This window comes from Fulvivirga kasyanovii (assembly GCF_009711405.1).
Classification (GTDB): Bacteria; Bacteroidota; Bacteroidia; order Cytophagales; family Cyclobacteriaceae; genus Fulvivirga; species Fulvivirga kasyanovii.
Map to the genome: position 1 here is coordinate 21,112 of NZ_SMLW01000677.1, position 16,569 is coordinate 37,680.

18 protein-coding genes are annotated in these 16,569 nt (G+C 43.2%); 8 read left to right on the forward strand and 10 right to left on the reverse strand.

From position 1 onward, the window contains the following. Positions 1-156: 156 nt before the first annotated feature. Positions 157-885 (forward strand): 1-(5-phosphoribosyl)-5-[(5-phosphoribosylamino)methylideneamino]imidazole-4-carboxamide isomerase, encoded by a 729-nt coding sequence (locus E1163_RS29040; protein WP_155177101.1) that lies wholly within the window; start codon positions 157-159, stop codon positions 883-885. Between the two features lie 265 nt (positions 886-1,150). Here the strand turns inward: E1163_RS29040 and E1163_RS29045 are convergent, their stop codons facing one another. The 3 genes from E1163_RS29045 to E1163_RS29055 form a co-directional block, all read right to left on the reverse strand. Beyond that, positions 1,151-1,756 (reverse strand): hypothetical protein, encoded by a 606-nt coding sequence (locus E1163_RS29045; protein ID WP_155177103.1) that lies wholly within the window; start codon positions 1,754-1,756, stop codon positions 1,151-1,153. A 102-nt stretch (positions 1,757-1,858) separates the two neighbouring features. Beyond that, positions 1,859-4,297, reverse strand: a complete 2,439-nt coding sequence (locus tag E1163_RS29050) for a TonB-dependent receptor (protein ID WP_155177105.1) — start codon at positions 4,295-4,297, stop codon at positions 1,859-1,861. A 53-nt stretch (positions 4,298-4,350) separates the two neighbouring features. Further along, positions 4,351-4,776, reverse strand: a complete 426-nt coding sequence (locus E1163_RS29055; RefSeq protein ID WP_155177107.1) for a hypothetical protein — start codon at positions 4,774-4,776, stop codon at positions 4,351-4,353. 91 nt (positions 4,777-4,867) lie between these two features. Here E1163_RS29055 and E1163_RS29060 point away from each other — a divergent pair, with 91 nt between their 5' ends. From E1163_RS29060 to E1163_RS29080, 5 genes are all read left to right on the forward strand, one after another. Next, the gene (locus E1163_RS29060) at positions 4,868-5,206 is read left to right on the forward strand and encodes a tRNA-binding protein (protein WP_155177109.1); all 339 of its coding nucleotides are present in this window, start codon (positions 4,868-4,870) and stop codon (positions 5,204-5,206) included. Between the two features lies 1 nt (position 5,207). After that, positions 5,208-6,077, forward strand: a complete 870-nt coding sequence (locus E1163_RS29065; protein ID WP_185156253.1) for a GNAT family N-acetyltransferase — start codon at positions 5,208-5,210, stop codon at positions 6,075-6,077. A 128-nt stretch (positions 6,078-6,205) separates the two neighbouring features. Beyond that, positions 6,206-8,638, forward strand: a complete 2,433-nt coding sequence (locus E1163_RS29070) for a bifunctional UDP-N-acetylmuramoyl-tripeptide:D-alanyl-D-alanine ligase/alanine racemase (protein WP_155177113.1) — start codon at positions 6,206-6,208, stop codon at positions 8,636-8,638. Positions 8,639-8,791: 153 nt separating this feature from the next. After that, positions 8,792-9,004 (forward strand): hypothetical protein, encoded by a 213-nt coding sequence (locus tag E1163_RS29075; RefSeq protein ID WP_155177115.1) that lies wholly within the window; start codon positions 8,792-8,794, stop codon positions 9,002-9,004. A gap of 11 nt (positions 9,005-9,015) precedes the next feature. Continuing rightward, positions 9,016-9,645, forward strand: a complete 630-nt coding sequence (locus E1163_RS29080) for a hypothetical protein (protein WP_155177117.1) — start codon at positions 9,016-9,018, stop codon at positions 9,643-9,645. A 51-nt stretch (positions 9,646-9,696) separates the two neighbouring features. On the opposite strand, the gene E1163_RS29085 is transcribed toward E1163_RS29080, so the two are convergent. Then, positions 9,697-10,272, reverse strand: a complete 576-nt coding sequence (locus tag E1163_RS29085) for a LemA family protein (RefSeq protein WP_155177119.1) — start codon at positions 10,270-10,272, stop codon at positions 9,697-9,699. Positions 10,273-10,313: 41 nt separating this feature from the next. Between E1163_RS29085 and E1163_RS29090 the strand changes: the two genes are divergently transcribed. Beyond that, complete coding sequence (locus E1163_RS29090; RefSeq protein WP_155177120.1) at positions 10,314-10,874, forward strand: hypothetical protein; 561 nt, start codon at positions 10,314-10,316, stop codon at positions 10,872-10,874. On the opposite strand, the gene E1163_RS29095 is transcribed toward E1163_RS29090, so the two are convergent. The 4 genes from E1163_RS29095 to prfA are packed head-to-tail and all read right to left on the reverse strand — an operon-like array spanning position 10,868 to position 15,156. Further along, a complete protein-coding gene (locus tag E1163_RS29095; RefSeq protein ID WP_155177122.1) occupies positions 10,868-12,166 on the reverse strand; it encodes a DASH family cryptochrome in 1,299 nt (432 codons plus the stop codon). The genes E1163_RS29090 and E1163_RS29095 overlap by 7 nt on opposite strands. Positions 12,167-12,207: 41 nt before the next feature. Further along, complete coding sequence (locus E1163_RS29100) at positions 12,208-12,630, reverse strand: secondary thiamine-phosphate synthase enzyme YjbQ (RefSeq protein WP_155177124.1); 423 nt, start codon at positions 12,628-12,630, stop codon at positions 12,208-12,210. A gap of 4 nt (positions 12,631-12,634) precedes the next feature. Beyond that, positions 12,635-14,053, reverse strand: a complete 1,419-nt coding sequence (locus tag E1163_RS29105; RefSeq protein ID WP_155177125.1) for a right-handed parallel beta-helix repeat-containing protein — start codon at positions 14,051-14,053, stop codon at positions 12,635-12,637. Between the two features lie 35 nt (positions 14,054-14,088). Further along, positions 14,089-15,156 (reverse strand): peptide chain release factor 1, encoded by a 1,068-nt coding sequence (gene prfA / locus E1163_RS29110; RefSeq protein ID WP_155177127.1) that lies wholly within the window; start codon positions 15,154-15,156, stop codon positions 14,089-14,091. An 84-nt stretch (positions 15,157-15,240) separates the two neighbouring features. Here prfA and E1163_RS29115 point away from each other — a divergent pair, with 84 nt between their 5' ends. After that, positions 15,241-15,678: a hypothetical protein gene (locus E1163_RS29115; protein WP_155177129.1), complete on the forward strand. Its 438-nt coding sequence runs from the start codon at positions 15,241-15,243 to the stop codon at positions 15,676-15,678. Between the two features lie 12 nt (positions 15,679-15,690). Here E1163_RS29115 and E1163_RS29120 read toward each other — a convergent pair whose 3' ends face one another. Then, positions 15,691-15,924 carry a Kazal-type serine protease inhibitor family protein gene (locus tag E1163_RS29120; RefSeq protein WP_155177130.1) on the reverse strand — a complete coding sequence of 78 codons (234 nt, stop codon included), beginning with the start codon at positions 15,922-15,924 and terminating at the stop codon, positions 15,691-15,693. 39 nt (positions 15,925-15,963) lie between these two features. After that, the gene (locus E1163_RS29125; protein WP_155177132.1) at positions 15,964-16,530 is read right to left on the reverse strand and encodes a DNA-3-methyladenine glycosylase I; all 567 of its coding nucleotides are present in this window, start codon (positions 16,528-16,530) and stop codon (positions 15,964-15,966) included. Between the last annotated feature and the right edge of the window lie 39 nt (positions 16,531-16,569).

Sequence of the window (16,569 nt, forward strand, 5' to 3'; positions counted from 1 at the left end):
TACCAGTTCCCCCAAGAATCAATCACCATAGTGCTATCGGGAAGAAAAATCAGTAGGGGAAAATTTTACAATTTGTTGTTAATTCATTTGCACTTCCACATCATGGAATGTGTATTTTTGTGCGCTTAACCTTTTTTAACTATAAACCAACTGCATATGATCCAGATAATACCTTCCATAGCGATTAATGAAGGCAAAGTAATCAGATTACAACAGGGAGATTTTACAAAGGAGAAGGTATATGACCAAAGTCCAATTGATTTGGCCAAGACCTTTGAGGATCATGGTATAGAAGTGGTTCACCTTGTAGACCTAGACGGAGCACGGAGAGGCCAGCCGGTCAACTATCATATACTTGAAGCTATAGCGGGATATACCGGGTTGAAAATAGACTTTACCGGAGGTATCCATACGGACGGAGATATAAGCAAGGCCTATGAATACGGGGCCAGCTATATTACCGCTGCCAGTGTGGCGGTAAGCAGAAAAGAGCTATTCTCCTCATGGATCATCTCATACGGAAGGGAAAAGATCACATTGGGAGCAGATGCCATCAACGGCAAGATAGCTATCAGAGGGTGGCAAAAAAGCACTGATCTGGATATCATGGACCATATTGAATACTTCTATTCCAGAGGTCTGAAATATGTAAAAACCACTGATATCAGTAAGGACGGTGTGATGCAGGGCCCCGCATTTGAGCTGTACCAAAATATTATTGACAGGTTCCCCGATATTTGTGTACTGGCCAGTGGTGGCGTAAGGAATATAGACGATATCAAGCGACTTAATGACATGGGTGTTTTCGCCGTTATTTTTGGTAAAGCATTCTATGAAGGTCGTATTCAACTCAAGGAGCTGGAGCAGTTTTTGGTAAAGGCGTAACAGGGAATCAAGCTGCAGATCAGTAAAGCGCTTCTATTGTTTTCTGTGAGCTTGCCAACAAGTCTGTCAAACAGAGAGGTGAAAAGTTGGTGTTTCCATAGATTATGCTTAACCATAGCAGGCCCTTCATAAAGAGCAGCACTTGCCCGGATTTTAAAAAAATGCTATAAAAAATGAGGCCGCTTAACGTTTTAAGCGGCCTCTTTAATAACTGATTGGAATCAACCTAAACCAAAAGGAGAGCACAATCAGTGTTATTGTATTATTATTGTATCTTGATATTCCATTCAAGGTCAACATCTGATTCTCCATCCTCTGATGAAGATGTTGCCGTTTTAATATCAGGTTGGTGCTTCAACAGTATTTGGAAGGTACCAGAAGTCGGCTCATCAGTTTCCCAAACAGTCTCTAAACCGATAGGTAAGCCCTCTAAATCAGTATCCTGGTAATTAACAGGATTGTCCTGATTTCCTGCACCAATATTTCCTAAACCTGTTGGGCTTGAAAACAATGCTCCTGTCCAGCCAAAGAAGATCTGGTGCTCATGTCCTTCTTCTTCCACTTCTTCGGTAATATCTTCATTACTATCTCCTACAGTATTCTTGAAGGTTATAGACATAGAATATATAGTATTGGCTGCCAGTACAATGTCGTCTTGCTCTGCAGGTGCTGTTCCTTCGCCGTCAGGATCATTGTAAGTAAATGATAGAGGAGTGCCTCCCGCTGCGGGGGTAAAGGTTAGCGTCACTTCATTAATTACCTCTTCTTCATTTTCAGCTTCTGGAGCGTCATCATCATCACTACAGCTTGCCATAAAGCCCATAGTTGCAAGTAATAACAGCGCGAGAAAGTTTGATTTTAGAATTGTCATATCAGTGTTTTAAATGAAATTAAACATTTACATATCGTTAACTGATACAAATATATTTAAATGCAACAATGATGCAAATAGAAAGTGCTTTATTTTATGTTTTTAAAATTTATAGCGAGCGGAAATGACCATATTAAAGCCGGTTTCATCAGCAAAATATCTTAACCGGTTGGTGTAGTCCCTGTAGGAGGCATTGAGGAGATTCTTGAACTGGACACCAAATACAAATTGATTGAGGGTTCCTTGCAGGTTGAGGTTCATAAGCAGGTATCCGTCCGGTGCAGGCAGGAAGTCGAAGTTGGAGTTATCTTCCGCAAAGAGGTTTTCACCGTTAAGATTAGCTTCATCAATGTCGGCTACCGTTATTACGCGTGGAGCCTGATATTGCCTGAAAGTGTAGTTTGCCTCTAGAGCAGCACTAAACTCATCCAATCCAAAGGCCTGTTTCATAAAAGAAAGTTTATAACCAAGTTTATTGGCCGGAATGCCAACAAATACGTCGTCATGGCTAACATCACGCGCCTGGAGGTAAGTACCTTGTATACGAGACTCCCAGAAGGAAGTGTGTTGAAGGATATAGCTGGCATCTAACCCGAAGAAGATGGCATCTGTTTGGTCATACACATAAAAGGGAAATGGACCCCTTACCGTTGCAGCTATACCAGCCGGTTTGGAGTAAATATAACCTTTGAGGTAGTTGACATGCGCCGTTACCTCGAGGCTGCGGCCTTTTACCGTATGGTTAAAGGTATTTACCCATTTAAAACCCAGTTCATTATCCACCGGTCTCTGGTCCTGATCCAATACACCCTGTATACTCTCCGGAGTTCCAAATTCGTTGGTTATATGGCGCCAAAGCCCAAAGTCAATGGTAAATTCATGCTTGCCGTAGCTGTATAGCTCGGCAATGTTCGGAGGCCTCCAGGCAGTGCCAAAATTGCTTCTGAAACTACTGTTTTTACCTAATGAAGTATTGATTCCGACCAGTCCGGTTACACTTTGATAGTTAAGGTCTTGCCTGTAAACATCGTTGTCAGCATCACGGCCTGCTACGGAGTTTGACTGATAGTCGTAACGTACACCTACTTCCAGTTCCATGTTACCTACGGGCCGCGATTCTGTAATATAGAAGCCAAACCTGCTGTTATTGTAGTTAGGAACAAAAGGGATAGTATTTGTGCCGGGGATATTATTATTGTCCTGATACAGCCATTGTGCTCCTATGGTGCCACTCCAGTCTGAGATGGGTGCATGCTTCCAGTCCAGGTCCAGTGTATGTGTGAAAAGCTCCAGGTCTATGGCAGGCCGATCATTATTGTTTCCCCGCCTTACATCATACTCCTGCCGTGTATTGGCCTGGAAACCATATTGAAAGTCTAATTGATGGTCCTTAAAATTGTAATGTCCTTTTAGTCTGATCAGGTCATGACTTACTTCCTGCCGCGGGTTATTGATGTTGTAGCTGAAATCTCTCGTAAAGTATGGCTCATCAGCTTTTAAGGCAAGATCGAGATCTTCCAGGTTACCCACTACCGACCCTCGGAGTATACCCAGGTTTTGCTGTACATGGCTGTATAGCAAAGTAAGGTCGAGCTGTTTATAATGGTACCGGGTGCCGAGCATATAGCTAAATTCACGGGCACCGGTATTGGTTAACATGTAATCGGGAGCTCTCAGGTCGCCCTGGTACAGGCCGGAAACCTGACCCATCCATGCAAAGTTTTTATATCCCTGCTGTAGCAGGAGATCTGCATTGACAGACCTGCCATTGCTTGCGGCCGTTACGCCCGCTGTTCCGTGTAAGTGGCCTGTTGACAATTCCATTTTGGGCGGATTAATGATGATCACCCCCCCCATGGCATCCGGCCCGTATTTTACCGCAGCGGCTCCTTTAACCAGGGCAATATTGTCAGCCATGGCAGCATCTATTTCAGGTGCGTGTTCCTGGCCCCAACCTTGCCCTTCGTGCCTTACACCGTTGTTAATGATCAGCACTCTGTTGCCATGCAAGCCATGGATCATGGGTTTTACTACATTCTGCCCTGTTTTAAGTGTAGAAACACCGGTAATATTGCTCAATACGTCACCCAGCGATTCTGTTTTAATGCTCTCCAGCTCTTTACCCGATAGCTTTGACTCTGTCATTGATTCAAGTCCTGTTTCTATTGTGCTACCCTCGATCACTATACTCTCAAGGATCATATCATTGGTAGCAAGTTTAACGATCAGGTCAGGATGGTAGATGTCATGGTGGTGAACAAAACTCTTGTACCCCAAGTGAGAAATGGAGATATCATATTCTTTTTCGCAAAGCCCTTTGATCTGAAATTCTCCGGCTTCATTGGTCATAATGCCTTTTTCAGAGTTTTTGATTTGTACGGTAGCATAAGGGATAGGCTCTTGCGTGGAGGCATCTACAACCAATCCGGAGATGGCGCAACTGCAATCAGCGCTGCAATCCTTTTTTCCCTGAGTGAAAGCGGGGCTTGTAGAGAGCAAAAGGGCTGCAAAAATCAAAAAAGTAAATACACGAGTAAACATAATGCAACAAAGTTGCAAATACGATCTTAATTATTTCAGTGTTTCGGGAGATTTTATTCGTCTATGACCTCAGAAAACTTGAATCTTTGGATAATATAGTGAAGAAAATTGAAGGAGAGGACTGAATCGGGATCTTCATCTTCGCTGTTGGCTCCGCTGGTGGAAGGGGAAGTTGTTTGTTGCTTATTTTGTGTCTGAGAATGGTTGTTTGAAGAGGTGTTGGTAGATTTTTGCTTGTTGCTTTCTTCTACCTTTTCTTCTGGTTTTTGCTTGTCTTTAGGGTATGAGCTTTTCATACCAGGCTGGGTATAAGTATTTTCTGTGCCTGGTGAACTAGGAGCTTCAGGCTTTTCCTGATAGCTGTCCCCACCACCTTCAAGAAACATAAAGCCGTCTTCCTGTGCTGCCAATGGATTTACGTAGCACACACTAACTAATAAGAAGATGGATGCGATGTATTTAATTGACCTATCTCTCATGATTTTTCAAGGTGTACTAATATACGAATTAATTTTCAAAAGGTTACAACCGTTCTTGACACGACTCGTTGATATATTATATTTGTACGCTATGGATCAGATTAACTGGAACGATTTTGAAAAGGTTCAGCTTCGTGTTGGAACAATTGTTAAAGTAGAAGATTTTCCCGAAGCCAGAAAACCCGCCTACAAGGTGTGGGTAGATCTGGGGGAAGATATTGGTATAAAAAAATCCAGTGCTCAAATTACCCATCACTATACCAAAGAAATGCTGCACAACAAGCAGGTAGTTTGTGTCGTTAATTTTCCTGAAAAGCAGATAGGACCATTTCTGTCACAAATCCTGATTACAGGTTTTGCAGATGAAAACGGTCACATTCTTTTAGCTGTTCCGGACCGTGATGTTCCGAATGGTGCCAAACTTCATTGAGATGAGCAAACTGCAGATCAGAAGCCTGAGGCCAGTCGACCTGACTGACATGTATATTACTTTTCTGGATTCTTTTTCAGATTATAAGGTTCCGTTCAGGTTGACCAAAGAGCAGTTTGTCAGAAAATTCGTAGAGAAACTCAAAATAGATTTTTCCCTGTCGGCAGGGGCCTACGAAGATAATTCACTGGTAGGCTTTGTATTTACTGCAGTAAACTACTACGAAGGAAAACTGACTGCTTACAATGGAGGAACGGGTGTACGCCCTTCCAGCAGAGGTAAGAAGCTTACTATTAAAATGTATGATTTTTTGATTCCGATGTTTCAGGAAAGAAAGATCAAACAGTGCGTTTTAGAGGTTCTGACAGAGAATGACCGCGCCATAAAAGCTTACAGAAGTATCGGCTTCCGGGAAACCAAATATTTTCGATGCTTTAAGTTTGACTCAAAACACTTAAAAGTAAAACCTCCAAAAGTAAATCTGGAAATATTCGGCGTGAAGCACCCTAGTTGGGATGTTTACGAACGCTTCGCCAATCAAGCCCCCTCTTTTCTGGATTCATCACTCATGATCAATGATAACTTAGCCAGTGAGACCATAGTGGAGGCTTACTCCGAGGGTAAATGCGTAGGCTATGCTATTTATCAGTCTGCTTTTGGCAGAATAAGTCAAATTGGCGTTGCACCGGAAGTAAGAGGTAAGGGTGTTGGCTCCAGCCTGGTCAAGTACATTCAGGAAACCAGCAATCAGAAAATCCTGACCGTGATCAATATCCAGAGAGAAGCCACAAATACCATTAACTTCTTTCAGAGCCTTGGGTTTAAAAACCAGTTGAACCAATATGAAATGATCATGCCTCTCGAGAGCTGAGCCTGATCACTCATTACTTTGTTGCAAGCTTTGATATAGTGGCAACCATTCAATATCCAATAAACATGTATCTTAGGCACATCCGTTGACGTGTCGGATGTTTTCATTAAAAAGCCCCTTTTCTAGCCATGATCGACTTTAACAGCCTTGCAGGGATTACTGCCGGAGAAATTGTTTTATCAGAATATTCCGGGGAAATCAAGTACCTTATCACGGATAGCCGTAAATCTTTTTTTGCCGGTGGCGGGATATTTTTTGCCATTAGCGGCGAAAGGCATGATGGGCATGTTTACATTAAATCGCTTTATGATAAAGGTGTTCGCCAGTTTGTAGTGGAGAAAGACGTGGAAGCGTCTCATCTTCCGGGAAGTAACTTGCTGAAGGTTAGCAGTAGCCTGATGGCTTTGCAGGCGGTGGCGAAAGCTCATCGTGAGCAATTCAATGTAGAGGTAGTGGGCATAACCGGGAGCAATGGAAAGACTATAGTAAAGGAATGGCTCTTTCAGCTCATCGTGCCTTACAAAAGAGCGGTGAAAAATCCTCATAGTTACAATTCTCAAATTGGAGTACCACTCTCGGTCTGGCAGCTTAATGAACAACATGAGGTAGGTATTTTTGAGGCAGGCATTTCCGTGCCTGGCGAAATGGAGAAACTGGAAGCCATCATTCAGCCTACAGTTGGCATATTTACCAACATCGGGCCGGCCCACGATGCCGGTTTTAATTCCAGAAAGCAGAAAATACAGGAGAAAGCCCGCTTATTTCAACATACGGAGCATGTGATTTATTGTAAGGACCATGAAGAGATAGATCAGTACCTTGCCGGTAAAGGTTTTAGCTGGGGGCATCATGTTGACAGTGATGTGCGGATAATGGATGTTGTCCACAATGAACGAGAGACTGTTGTGAATATTAGATTTGGCTCTGATCATGTTTTCAAAATCCCGTTTATTGATAAGGCTTCAATAGAAAACTGCCTGCATTGTATTACATACATGCTGTTCAAAGGCTACGATTCCTTATCCATCCAGGAAGGTATCAGCAAGCTTCATAAAGTGCACATGAGGCTTGAGTTAAAAAAAGCCATTCACAACAGCTATGTAATAGATGATGTTTACAACAATGATCTTGCGGGTTTGCAGATAGCGCTTGATTTCTTATCGCATCAAAAGCAGCATGAAAGCAAATCGGTGATCATTTCCGATATACTTCAATCTGTAGCAGATCAGCAAAAATTGTATACTCAGGTTAACGAATTGCTAAAAACGGCCAACGTAACCAAAATAATAGGTATAGGGCCTGCATTGTCACGCTTTAAAAAGCTGTTTGACATGGAGGCTTACTTTTATGAAACAACGGCGGACTTTCTTAAGCAGCACGACTTTACTTCTTTCCGGGATGAGATCATCCTCGTTAAAGGTGCGCGAACTTTTGCCTTTGAAAGAATTGTAAGGACACTCGAGGAAAAGATCCATGGTACGCAATTAGAAATCAACCTTGATGCGCTAACCAATAATCTCAATTTCTACCGGTCCCGCATGAAACCGGAGACCAGACTGATGGTGATGGTGAAGGCATTTGCTTATGGCAGTGGTAGCCTTGAGGTGGCCAATCTTTTACAGTTTCACCGGGTTGATTATCTGGGTGTGGCCTATGCGGATGAAGGGGTTATATTGAGAAAAAATGGAATTTATCTTCCCATCATGGTAATGAACCCCAGCGAAGACAGCTTCGAAAAGCTTTATCAGTATCAACTGGAGCCTGAGGTGTACAATTTCAATATATTCAGACAGCTTATCTCTTTCCTGGGAAACAGACCCATGAAAGTACATCTTAAGCTGGACACCGGCATGCACCGGCTTGGCTTTGAGGAAGGTGATATAGATCAATTGATTGGTTTATTACAAAAGCACTCGAACCTTGAAGTAAAGAGCATATTCAGTCATTTGGCAGGCTCAGATGAAGCTACACATAATACTTTCTCACGAGAGCAGGCAGAAAAATTTGAAAGACTCTCCGGCAGGATAATGCAGAATCTGCACCATAGGCCGTTAAGACATTTGGTAAACTCCCCCGGCATTGTTCGTTTTCCCGAATTCCATTATGATATGGTAAGGCTTGGCATAGGCTTATATGGCCTTGAGGCAAATAAGCTGGAACAACATCGATTGCAGCCGATCAGCAGGTTGAAAACGATTATCTCTCAAATCAAACACATTAAAGAGGGAGAAACAGTAGGCTACAGCCGAAAAGGCCTGGCTAAGGAGGACATGCAAATTGCCACTATTGCTATTGGTTATGCCGATGGCTTCAGCCGGGCATTTAGCAACGGCGTCGGTGAAGTCTGGCTGCATGGTAAAAAAGCGCCCGTCATAGGAAACGTCTGCATGGACATGACCATGATCGACATCACAGGCATAGATGCGTCAGAAGGAGATGAGGTTGAAGTTTTCGGAGAACATCTGACAATCATGGAAGCAGCTTCAAAGATCAATACCATTCCGTACGAAATACTCACCAACGTAAGCCAGCGAGTGAAGCGCGTTTATTACGTGGAGTGAAACTCCATGACCTCCAAGGTTTTTGAAAACCTTGGAGGCCTGCTTCGATCAGTTTTAGAAAAATTCAATAGGAAAAGTGCGTAAATTTTTTCTTAATGAGATGCTGTGCGGTCGAGAGGAGGAATGAATGTATTAACTAAACCCTTTAAAAAAATGAAGAAAAGCATCCTTATCATCTTCCTGTTCGGGCTTATAGTTGCTTGTTCGGGAGAAAAAAAAGAAAGTGACGAGGCACCTCAGATCACGGAGGAGCAAGTGGAAGTTATAGAAGAATCCACTCAAAAGATTGATGTTATGATCGATTCGTCTTCTCAAAGAATCGATACACTACAGAATGAAATTGATGAATTGTTAAAAGACATATAAACCCTGGTATTATGAAGAAGTTATTGATGTTAAGCCTAATGGCTATTGTATTGAGCTTTGCCTACACGGCTAATGGTCAGGGAAAAGGCCAGGCCAAAAAACAGGAAGCAGACACAACAGTGGAGCGCTCACAGGGTAAACCTGATAAATCAAAAGCGGATAAAGGAAAGCCGGAGGAGGATCGGGAGAGAGGGAACGGTAACGCTGACCCTAAAAAGGATAAGGACAATAAAGCAGAAGGTAGGGACAGCGACAAAGGGAAAAAGGATGATAAGTCAGGTGATTCGAATGTGGAGGATAAAGGTAATGCTTACGGAAAGGATAAGGGAGATATGAGTGGAAAGGAGTTTGGCCAGCAACGTTCAGAAGAAGCCAAGGCTGCTGCCCAGGCCAGAATGGCCGAAGCTAAAGAGGAAATAACCCGTCATGAATCGCAGATTAAAGAAAACGAGGAAAAAATAAAGGAAGCTAAGGAAAAGGTTCAGGAGCAAGAGAAAGCCGGAGAAATTTCGGCGGAGGAAGTTTTGCGTAAAAATGAAAAAATAGCCGAAGCGGAAAAGAAGGTAAAAGAGCTGAAAGAAATTGTAGAAAAGGAGAAAAAACGACTCGAAGAGTTGGGCAAGGTGATTAAAGGAAATTGAGGGGTAAAGACCTCCAAGGTTTCAAAACCTTGGAGGTCTGTATCTGCTAAATTAAAATTTTACTTCTGGAGCTTCGTCTGCGCCTTGTTTAGATTGGAAACCCTCTTTTTTAGGGAACTCGCCCTCATCGGCTAACATATTCAGCCAAAAACTTCTAAAAAAGCCCCTGATATGGCTGTTGTAGGCACTCACGGCCTCATTGTACCTTTGACGAGCAACATTTATCCTGTTTTCCGTACCTTCAAGTTGGGCTTGCAAATCAGAAAAATTAGAAACCGATCTTATCTGAGGGTAAGCTTCAAAAGCCAGGTTGATGGCAGTATTGATTTCGCGACCTGCCAGCTCAAGGTCTTCCGGTGTCTTGGCATTGGCTATGCCCGCACGAGCCTGTGTTACTTTGGTTAATATGCGCTCCTCCACTTCTGCTGCACCTTTTACAGTATTTACAAGGTTAGGGATTAAATCAGCCCTTCGCTGGTAAGTAGCCTGTACATCAGCCCACTCTTTATCGACCGCTTCTTGTAGTACTACGGCCTTATCATAAACCCCACTTCCTGCAAATACTCCAATAAATGCGACTAATAGAATTACGCCTATAACAATTAGTACAATATGCAATGTTTTCATAATGTCGAATGTTAAGTTTACCCTTTAAATATAAGCAATCTATGTCTCCCCAAATAATGAAAAATATGCTTTTTGTGGCAGTTGCTGTCCTGCTTTATTCATGTAAAATCGACCACGACAAAAAAGTAGATCGGGCTAAATTCAGCTTTAAGACGGGAGATGATACTGAGCTGTTTTTCAAAAATATGAGGCAGTCGTACTATGACCTTGAGGAGAATAGCGCAGCAAAATTCAATATTTTCAGGTACGAAGACAGGGTTCAGGAGGCGGATCATCCGCTGCTGAACCTGGCCATTGTCATTAATTATTTGCAGGATGAAGCTTACTTGCTGCTCGAGCCGGACGAATCGCTTCGGGATCAGGATCGTCTGGAAATAGTATGGAGTGGAGAAGCCGAAACCGGCGGAACCATAGTTTTAGAAAATTACAATCGTGAGGGTATGCTTGAGTTTGCCTCTCAGGTTTATGAGGCTCTGCAAAAGAAAGCCAGCTTTATCCTGAAATTTGAAGGAGAAGAGCTGCCTTTACTTGAAGACCCGAAAGAACGTGAGGCCTTTCGAATTACTGTTTCCGACTATTACAGGCTCACCAGGGTTTACTGATCATTGAGCCATAAGTCTACATACTTACCATCGGGGTCATAAGTGAGACTTTGGTTTTCTATGATGAATTTTCGGCCCTGCCTTGGATCATTGCCTACTCCGGCAATATAGGCCCAGTTGAGCCAATTGCTGCAAGCATCATAATCGATGAGCCTGTTTTCAAACCACATGGCGCCCCATGTCCAGTTTACATTGAGGTCGTACATCAAATAGCTTGCTGCATTTTGGCGTCCGCGGTTAGACATATAGCCTGTCAGTAAAAGCTCCTTCATATTGGCGTCTACAAACGGTTCCCCTGTGTTGCCTGTTCGCCATTTTTCAAAATTGAATAAATTATCCTCCATTTTAAGTTTTATATCCTGAAAGCCGTTGATATGAAAGATCTTTGATCCGTTCTTTTTGGCCATGAACTTGAAGAAATCACGCCAAAGAAGCTCAAAGAAAAACCAGTAGGTGGAGTCGTTCTTTACCCGTTCATCTTCATATTTTTTAATTTCCCAATAAATGGATTTGGCTGAAATGGCTCCCGTAGCCAGCCATGGAGACAGTTTGCTGGAGTAGTCGGAGCCTATCATTTCATTTCTGGTTTCTTTATAATACCGTAGCAGATCTTGTTTCCAGAAATATTTATGGAGCCTTTTCCACGCTTCAGTTTCACCTCCTTTAAAGTTTAGTACCCTTCTGCGGTCAGCTTTTTCAGGTGACATTCCTAATTCTTGCATGGTCGGAATTGGCCCGGGTTTGATGTTTTCAATTGGAGACAGGCTTTTGGGTGCCGGAAATAAAGGGCGGACCTCTACGTTGTTGGCTTCTGCCTCCTTCCGAAATGTGGTGAAAACATCGGGAACCTGTTTGATTGGCCAGGGCACATCCTCTTCGTGAAAGAGCGTTTGTTGCCAGTAAAGCTCCAAAGGGATCAGTTTCTTAAGCAGGACCTGCTCCACTTCATCAAGCCTTTGTAGCTCTTCATGAGTAACATCTTTTGATGCATACACTGCATTGATATTAGATTTTTCTACCAGTTCAGAAATAATATCAGCCGCATGGCCTGTACGTACAATAAGGTCACTGCCAATTTTTTGGAGGTTGTTTCTCAGGTTCTCAACACATTCGATCAGGAACTTGGCCCTGAAAGCTCCGGTCTTTGCAAATCCCAGATGAGTTTCTTTGAATTGTGCCGGATCAAAAATGTACAGAGGGTATATCTTGTCACCATTTTGGATAGCCTTACTTAAAGCTTCATTATCATAAAGGCGCAGGTCATTGGTAAACCAGACTATGACGTTTTTCATAGCCGCACAACAATTTTGTGCGTTAATTGTTTAAACAAATTCTAGTTGCCAAAGGCAGTGATCACCAACCTGCGGCTTCTGCCATGGTTGCGGTGCTCACAAAGATATATGCCTTGCCACGTGCCCAGGTTAAGGCGTCCGTTGGTTATAGGAATGGATACTGAGCTGCCCAGTAGCGAAGATTTGATGTGCGCCGGCATATCATCGGAGCCCTCAAGGGTATGCTTGTAGTAGGGAGCATTTTCAGGAACCATTTTGTTGAAGTGACTTTCAAAATCCTGCCGCACGGTTGGATCAGCATTTTCATTGATAGTCAAACCGGCAGAAGTATGCTTGATAAAAACCTGTAGCAGGCCGGCTTGTATTTCCCGAAGCTCAGGAAGCGCATTCTCCACAATCGATGTGATGAGGTGGAAGCCTCGTGGCTGAGAAGGAACGGATATCTCTTTTTGAAAAACTTTCATAAAGCTAGTTTTCTATTCTTTCAAAAGCCCCAAGATCAGGGTTGTCGTCGCGGAGTTTACCATCATGGTCTGTACCCAGGCCAAGTACTATGCCTTTGTCCTTGGCTGGAGAAAGTGTATCCAGTTTGTAATCATGGCCCCTCGGATACACAAAATTGGGGTCTTCATTAAGGATGTTGCCGTTAACATTAAAGTCTTCATTTGATGTTTTGAGCAGGTTATTGGACATACTTAGACTGAAACTGGCTTGTCCGCTGTTGCTGATGATAATTTCATCTTTGAGAGAGCCCCAGATAATTGAGTTAGCCAGTTCAACTTCGAGATCATCAACTAACAGCGCATCTTCACCGATCACCAGGTTGTCTGAAAAAACCACGGAAGGGTCTTCTCTGAAAAAATCGAAAGAGTAATTGGCAAAGGTGCAATGCTCATACCGGTAGCTGCCACCCGCATAGTTTCCCAGGGTGTTTATAGCGCAGTTGTTTATCACGGTATTGTAGACGTACATATCCGAAGTAATAGCCAGAATGCCATATCCGGGTAAAACAAGCCCACCATTGATGGGTAGTTTGGTGTTACCACCGATATTTTCAATAGTACTGTTGCCAATGATCAGGTCCGGCTCAGTGTCATCATCGGGTGTGCCGAGGTATATACCAACTTCTGCATTGCGAATGTCAGTATGGCTTATGTTATTGTTTTTGCTGCCGGGCAGGAAAATTATACCTCCCCACTGGCCGGGTACCTCCTTAAAATCAAGCCGGTCATTTCTGAATAATACCCTCTTTTCTGCCTCACCCTGTACGTCGATGGTGCCCTTTACAAAAATGTATGATCCGTTATGTGAATATATTTGTGTGCCGGGCTCAATAGTCAATGAGCACAAAGAATCAATAAGTACTGAATTGTAAATAACATAAGGCCTTTCATTGGTCCAGGTAACATTACAAGCCAGTACAGAATCCCTCAAAAAATTGGCATCCTGACCCCAGGCTACCAGTTGAACATTCTGTTTGTTGCTATTGGTCAGGAAGCTGATCTCGTCGGATACAATAAACGGCAGGTTTTCATCTGCCGGATCAATAGTGACCTCTACCAATACCAGCAGGCTGTCATTGCCCAGCAGCCTTGTATTTTCAAAGCTTGAAGATGGCCGGCCGTTTACATAAATGGTGTATGGAGAAGTGGGCTTTTTTAGGGATATCCTGGCTATCTCGACTGCATTGTCGCTATCGTTATATACTTTCAGCCGCTTTGTGATGTTCCTGATCTCACTACTGACTTTGGTAAATACAGTATCAAAAAAGATGGTATCGGTAGAAAACCTGAGACTGGCGCTGCTATCAAAGGTCAGTTTTTCTTCTTCGGGTTTGCAGGCCATAAATGCCAGCAGTAAAAATATTACAGGTAAGGTACTCTTCACGATAACTTCTTTAACGCTGTAAAGGAGAATAAATTTTATTCTCCTTCTTTCATCTTCATTGCACTTTCCGCCATGTGCAGTTGTTCGATAAACTCATCTATTTCCCCATCCATTACGGCTGGCAGGTTATGCTGGCTGTAGTTGATCCTATGGTCGGTAACACGGCTTTGCGGGTAGTTGTAAGTCCTGATCTTATCTGAGCGGTCGCCACTGCCTACCATGGATTTCCTTTGGGCACCAACGGCTTCATTGTGCTTGGCCAGCTCTATTTCATAAAGGCGCGAGCGCAATACTTTTAATGCTTTATCAAAGTTCTTTAGCTGCGACTTCTGATCCTGGCAGGACACAACGATACCACTAGGTATGTGGGTAAGCCTGACGGCAGAATATGTGGTGTTAACAGACTGACCACCCGGCCCTGATGAACAGAAGGTGTCCTTACGCACATCGTTCATGTCTATGTCCACCTCAACGTCGTCCATTTCAGGTAATACGGCTACCGTGGCAGCAGAGGTATGCACCCGGCCCTGGGTTTCCGTTTGTGGTACCCTTTGTACCCGGTGAACACCGGATTCAAACTTTAAAGTACCATAGGCATTGTCACCGGAAACGGTGCTTACAATTTCTTTATAGCCACCGCTCGTTCCCTCAGTCAGGTCAAGTACGGTTAGCTTCAGGCCTATACGCTCGCAGAACCTCTGATACATTCTGAAAAGATCACCGGCAAAAATTGCGGCTTCGTCTCCACCTGTACCTGCACGGATCTCCAGGATTGCATCTTTATCATCGTTGGGGTCTTTAGGGATGAGCATCTGTTTCAGCTCGTCTTCAAGCTCTTCCTTTTTAGGGTCAAGCTCGTCGAGTTCTATCTTCGCCATTTCGCGGAACTCTTCATCTTTTTCCGTTTTTATTACCTGTTTGGCATTATCTATATTGGATAGGACGTCTTTATACTCGTTGTATTTTTCAACTATCTTCTGGAGGTCTTTATATTCTTTGCTCAGTTGTGAGTACTTTTTCATATCAGCCATTGCGTCGGGTTGCACGATTAGCTGTCCTACTTCTTCAAACCTATGCTTTATTTCCTCAAGTTTTTGAATCATATGAATTTCCTATTATTTCAACAAAATTAACAAATAGGGAGGATTTAATTGTAGCTTTGTGGAATATTAATCAAATCCGCAAAAATGAGAGGAATCTTACTTTTTGGCCTGTTTTTAACGCTTATAAGCTGTGGCGGCTCACTGTCGGATGAACAGCGCCGAGCCCTGAAAAAGGAAATGGAAACCAGAGCGATCAAACGTGTTTCGGATGATCAGATCTTCGAAAAAGCGCTGGCAATGGGAAGAGATTATGTCAGGGCACTGGATAAGAATAACCAGGATTCTCTGGCGAAAGCCAATGGCGTTACCATACTTTTTGCCGATACCCTGTCATCTACGCTTTCTGTAGAGCAAAAAGAGCTTTTCGAGGCATACAACTATACGCCGGAAGAGGATGTGCAGGATAATGTGCAAAAATTGAAAGACACAATACTATATTCTTATCCGGTAAAAGATACCGCAAGTTTAAAGGGAGTTTGGTTTATCAATATCCCGACCAAGAAGATAGTACTGGCCCTTTGACCTGATCAGCTATCAGGACTGGTCACTGGCATCGCATTCACCTTCTGTCCAGGAGGTGACGCCGGCTTTTTCTGCCTCGCACGTGTTGCCATAGGTCTTTCCGTCACAACCACATACAGGGTCGTATTGCATGGTGCAGACTCCATCCGGGTCAATCTGGGACTCGTCAATACAATCGCCGGCCTGCTCATTTTGATTGCAGGCAAAGGCCAATCCAAATAGCAATAGTAACATCAGATTTTTCATGAGCAATAACTTTAGTTGAACAATGATGAGGGCGTGGATTTACATTACCTCTTTATGCCTGAAACAGTCAATGGCATGATCGTTAACCAACCCGCAAGCCTGCATGTGAGCATAAATAACGGTACTGCCTACAAACTTGAACCCTCTTTTCTTTAAGTCCTTACTAAGCGCATCAGATTCTGCGGTAGTTGCCGGCACTTCTGACATGTTCTTCCGGTGGCCGTTGATGGGTGAGCCGCCTACAAACTTCCATATGTAATTATCAAAACTGCCGAATTCCTTTTGAACCTCTAAAAAGCGCTTTGCATTATTAACAGCTCCACGGATCTTTAGTTTATTTCTTACTATACCAGGATACTCTATCAGCTCAAGTATTTTTTGCTCATCATAGGCTGCTACTTTTACCGGGTCAAAATCTGAAAAGGCAGTTCTGTAGCCGTCACGTTTTTTAAGTATAGTGGCCCAGCTTAAGCCCGCCTGGGCACCTTCCAGTATGAGAAATTCAAAATGTGTTTTGTCATCATGAACGGGGACACCCCATTCTTCATCGTGATATTTTACGTATTCATCAAACTGGCCTTCGGCCCATCCGCAGCGTGTTTTCATCAGGTTTTATGGTTTGGTGTTCCCAACTTTACGTTATTA

What these genes read in the sequence shown, in the direction of transcription:
- E1163_RS29040 (WP_155177101.1), top strand. Translation starts at nt 157, where the DNA reads ATGATCCAGATAATACCTTCCATAGCGATTAATGAAGGCAAAGTAATC.
- E1163_RS29045 (WP_155177103.1), bottom strand. Translation starts at nt 1,756, where the DNA reads ATGACAATTCTAAAATCAAACTTTCTCGCGCTGTTATTACTTGCAACT.
- E1163_RS29050 (WP_155177105.1), bottom strand. Translation starts at nt 4,297, where the DNA reads ATGTTTACTCGTGTATTTACTTTTTTGATTTTTGCAGCCCTTTTGCTC.
- E1163_RS29055 (WP_155177107.1), bottom strand. Translation starts at nt 4,776, where the DNA reads ATGAGAGATAGGTCAATTAAATACATCGCATCCATCTTCTTATTAGTT.
- E1163_RS29060 (WP_155177109.1), top strand. Translation starts at nt 4,868, where the DNA reads ATGGATCAGATTAACTGGAACGATTTTGAAAAGGTTCAGCTTCGTGTT.
- E1163_RS29065 (WP_185156253.1), top strand. Translation starts at nt 5,208, where the DNA reads ATGAGCAAACTGCAGATCAGAAGCCTGAGGCCAGTCGACCTGACTGAC.
- E1163_RS29070 (WP_155177113.1), top strand. Translation starts at nt 6,206, where the DNA reads ATGATCGACTTTAACAGCCTTGCAGGGATTACTGCCGGAGAAATTGTT.
- E1163_RS29075 (WP_155177115.1), top strand. Translation starts at nt 8,792, where the DNA reads ATGAAGAAAAGCATCCTTATCATCTTCCTGTTCGGGCTTATAGTTGCT.
- E1163_RS29080 (WP_155177117.1), top strand. Translation starts at nt 9,016, where the DNA reads ATGAAGAAGTTATTGATGTTAAGCCTAATGGCTATTGTATTGAGCTTT.
- E1163_RS29085 (WP_155177119.1), bottom strand. Translation starts at nt 10,272, where the DNA reads ATGAAAACATTGCATATTGTACTAATTGTTATAGGCGTAATTCTATTA.
- E1163_RS29090 (WP_155177120.1), top strand. Translation starts at nt 10,314, where the DNA reads ATGTCTCCCCAAATAATGAAAAATATGCTTTTTGTGGCAGTTGCTGTC.
- E1163_RS29095 (WP_155177122.1), bottom strand. Translation starts at nt 12,166, where the DNA reads ATGAAAAACGTCATAGTCTGGTTTACCAATGACCTGCGCCTTTATGAT.
- E1163_RS29100 (WP_155177124.1), bottom strand. Translation starts at nt 12,630, where the DNA reads ATGAAAGTTTTTCAAAAAGAGATATCCGTTCCTTCTCAGCCACGAGGC.
- prfA (WP_155177127.1), bottom strand. Translation starts at nt 15,156, where the DNA reads ATGATTCAAAAACTTGAGGAAATAAAGCATAGGTTTGAAGAAGTAGGA.
- E1163_RS29115 (WP_155177129.1), top strand. Translation starts at nt 15,241, where the DNA reads ATGAGAGGAATCTTACTTTTTGGCCTGTTTTTAACGCTTATAAGCTGT.
- E1163_RS29120 (WP_155177130.1), bottom strand. Translation starts at nt 15,924, where the DNA reads ATGAAAAATCTGATGTTACTATTGCTATTTGGATTGGCCTTTGCCTGC.
- E1163_RS29125 (WP_155177132.1), bottom strand. Translation starts at nt 16,530, where the DNA reads ATGAAAACACGCTGCGGATGGGCCGAAGGCCAGTTTGATGAATACGTA.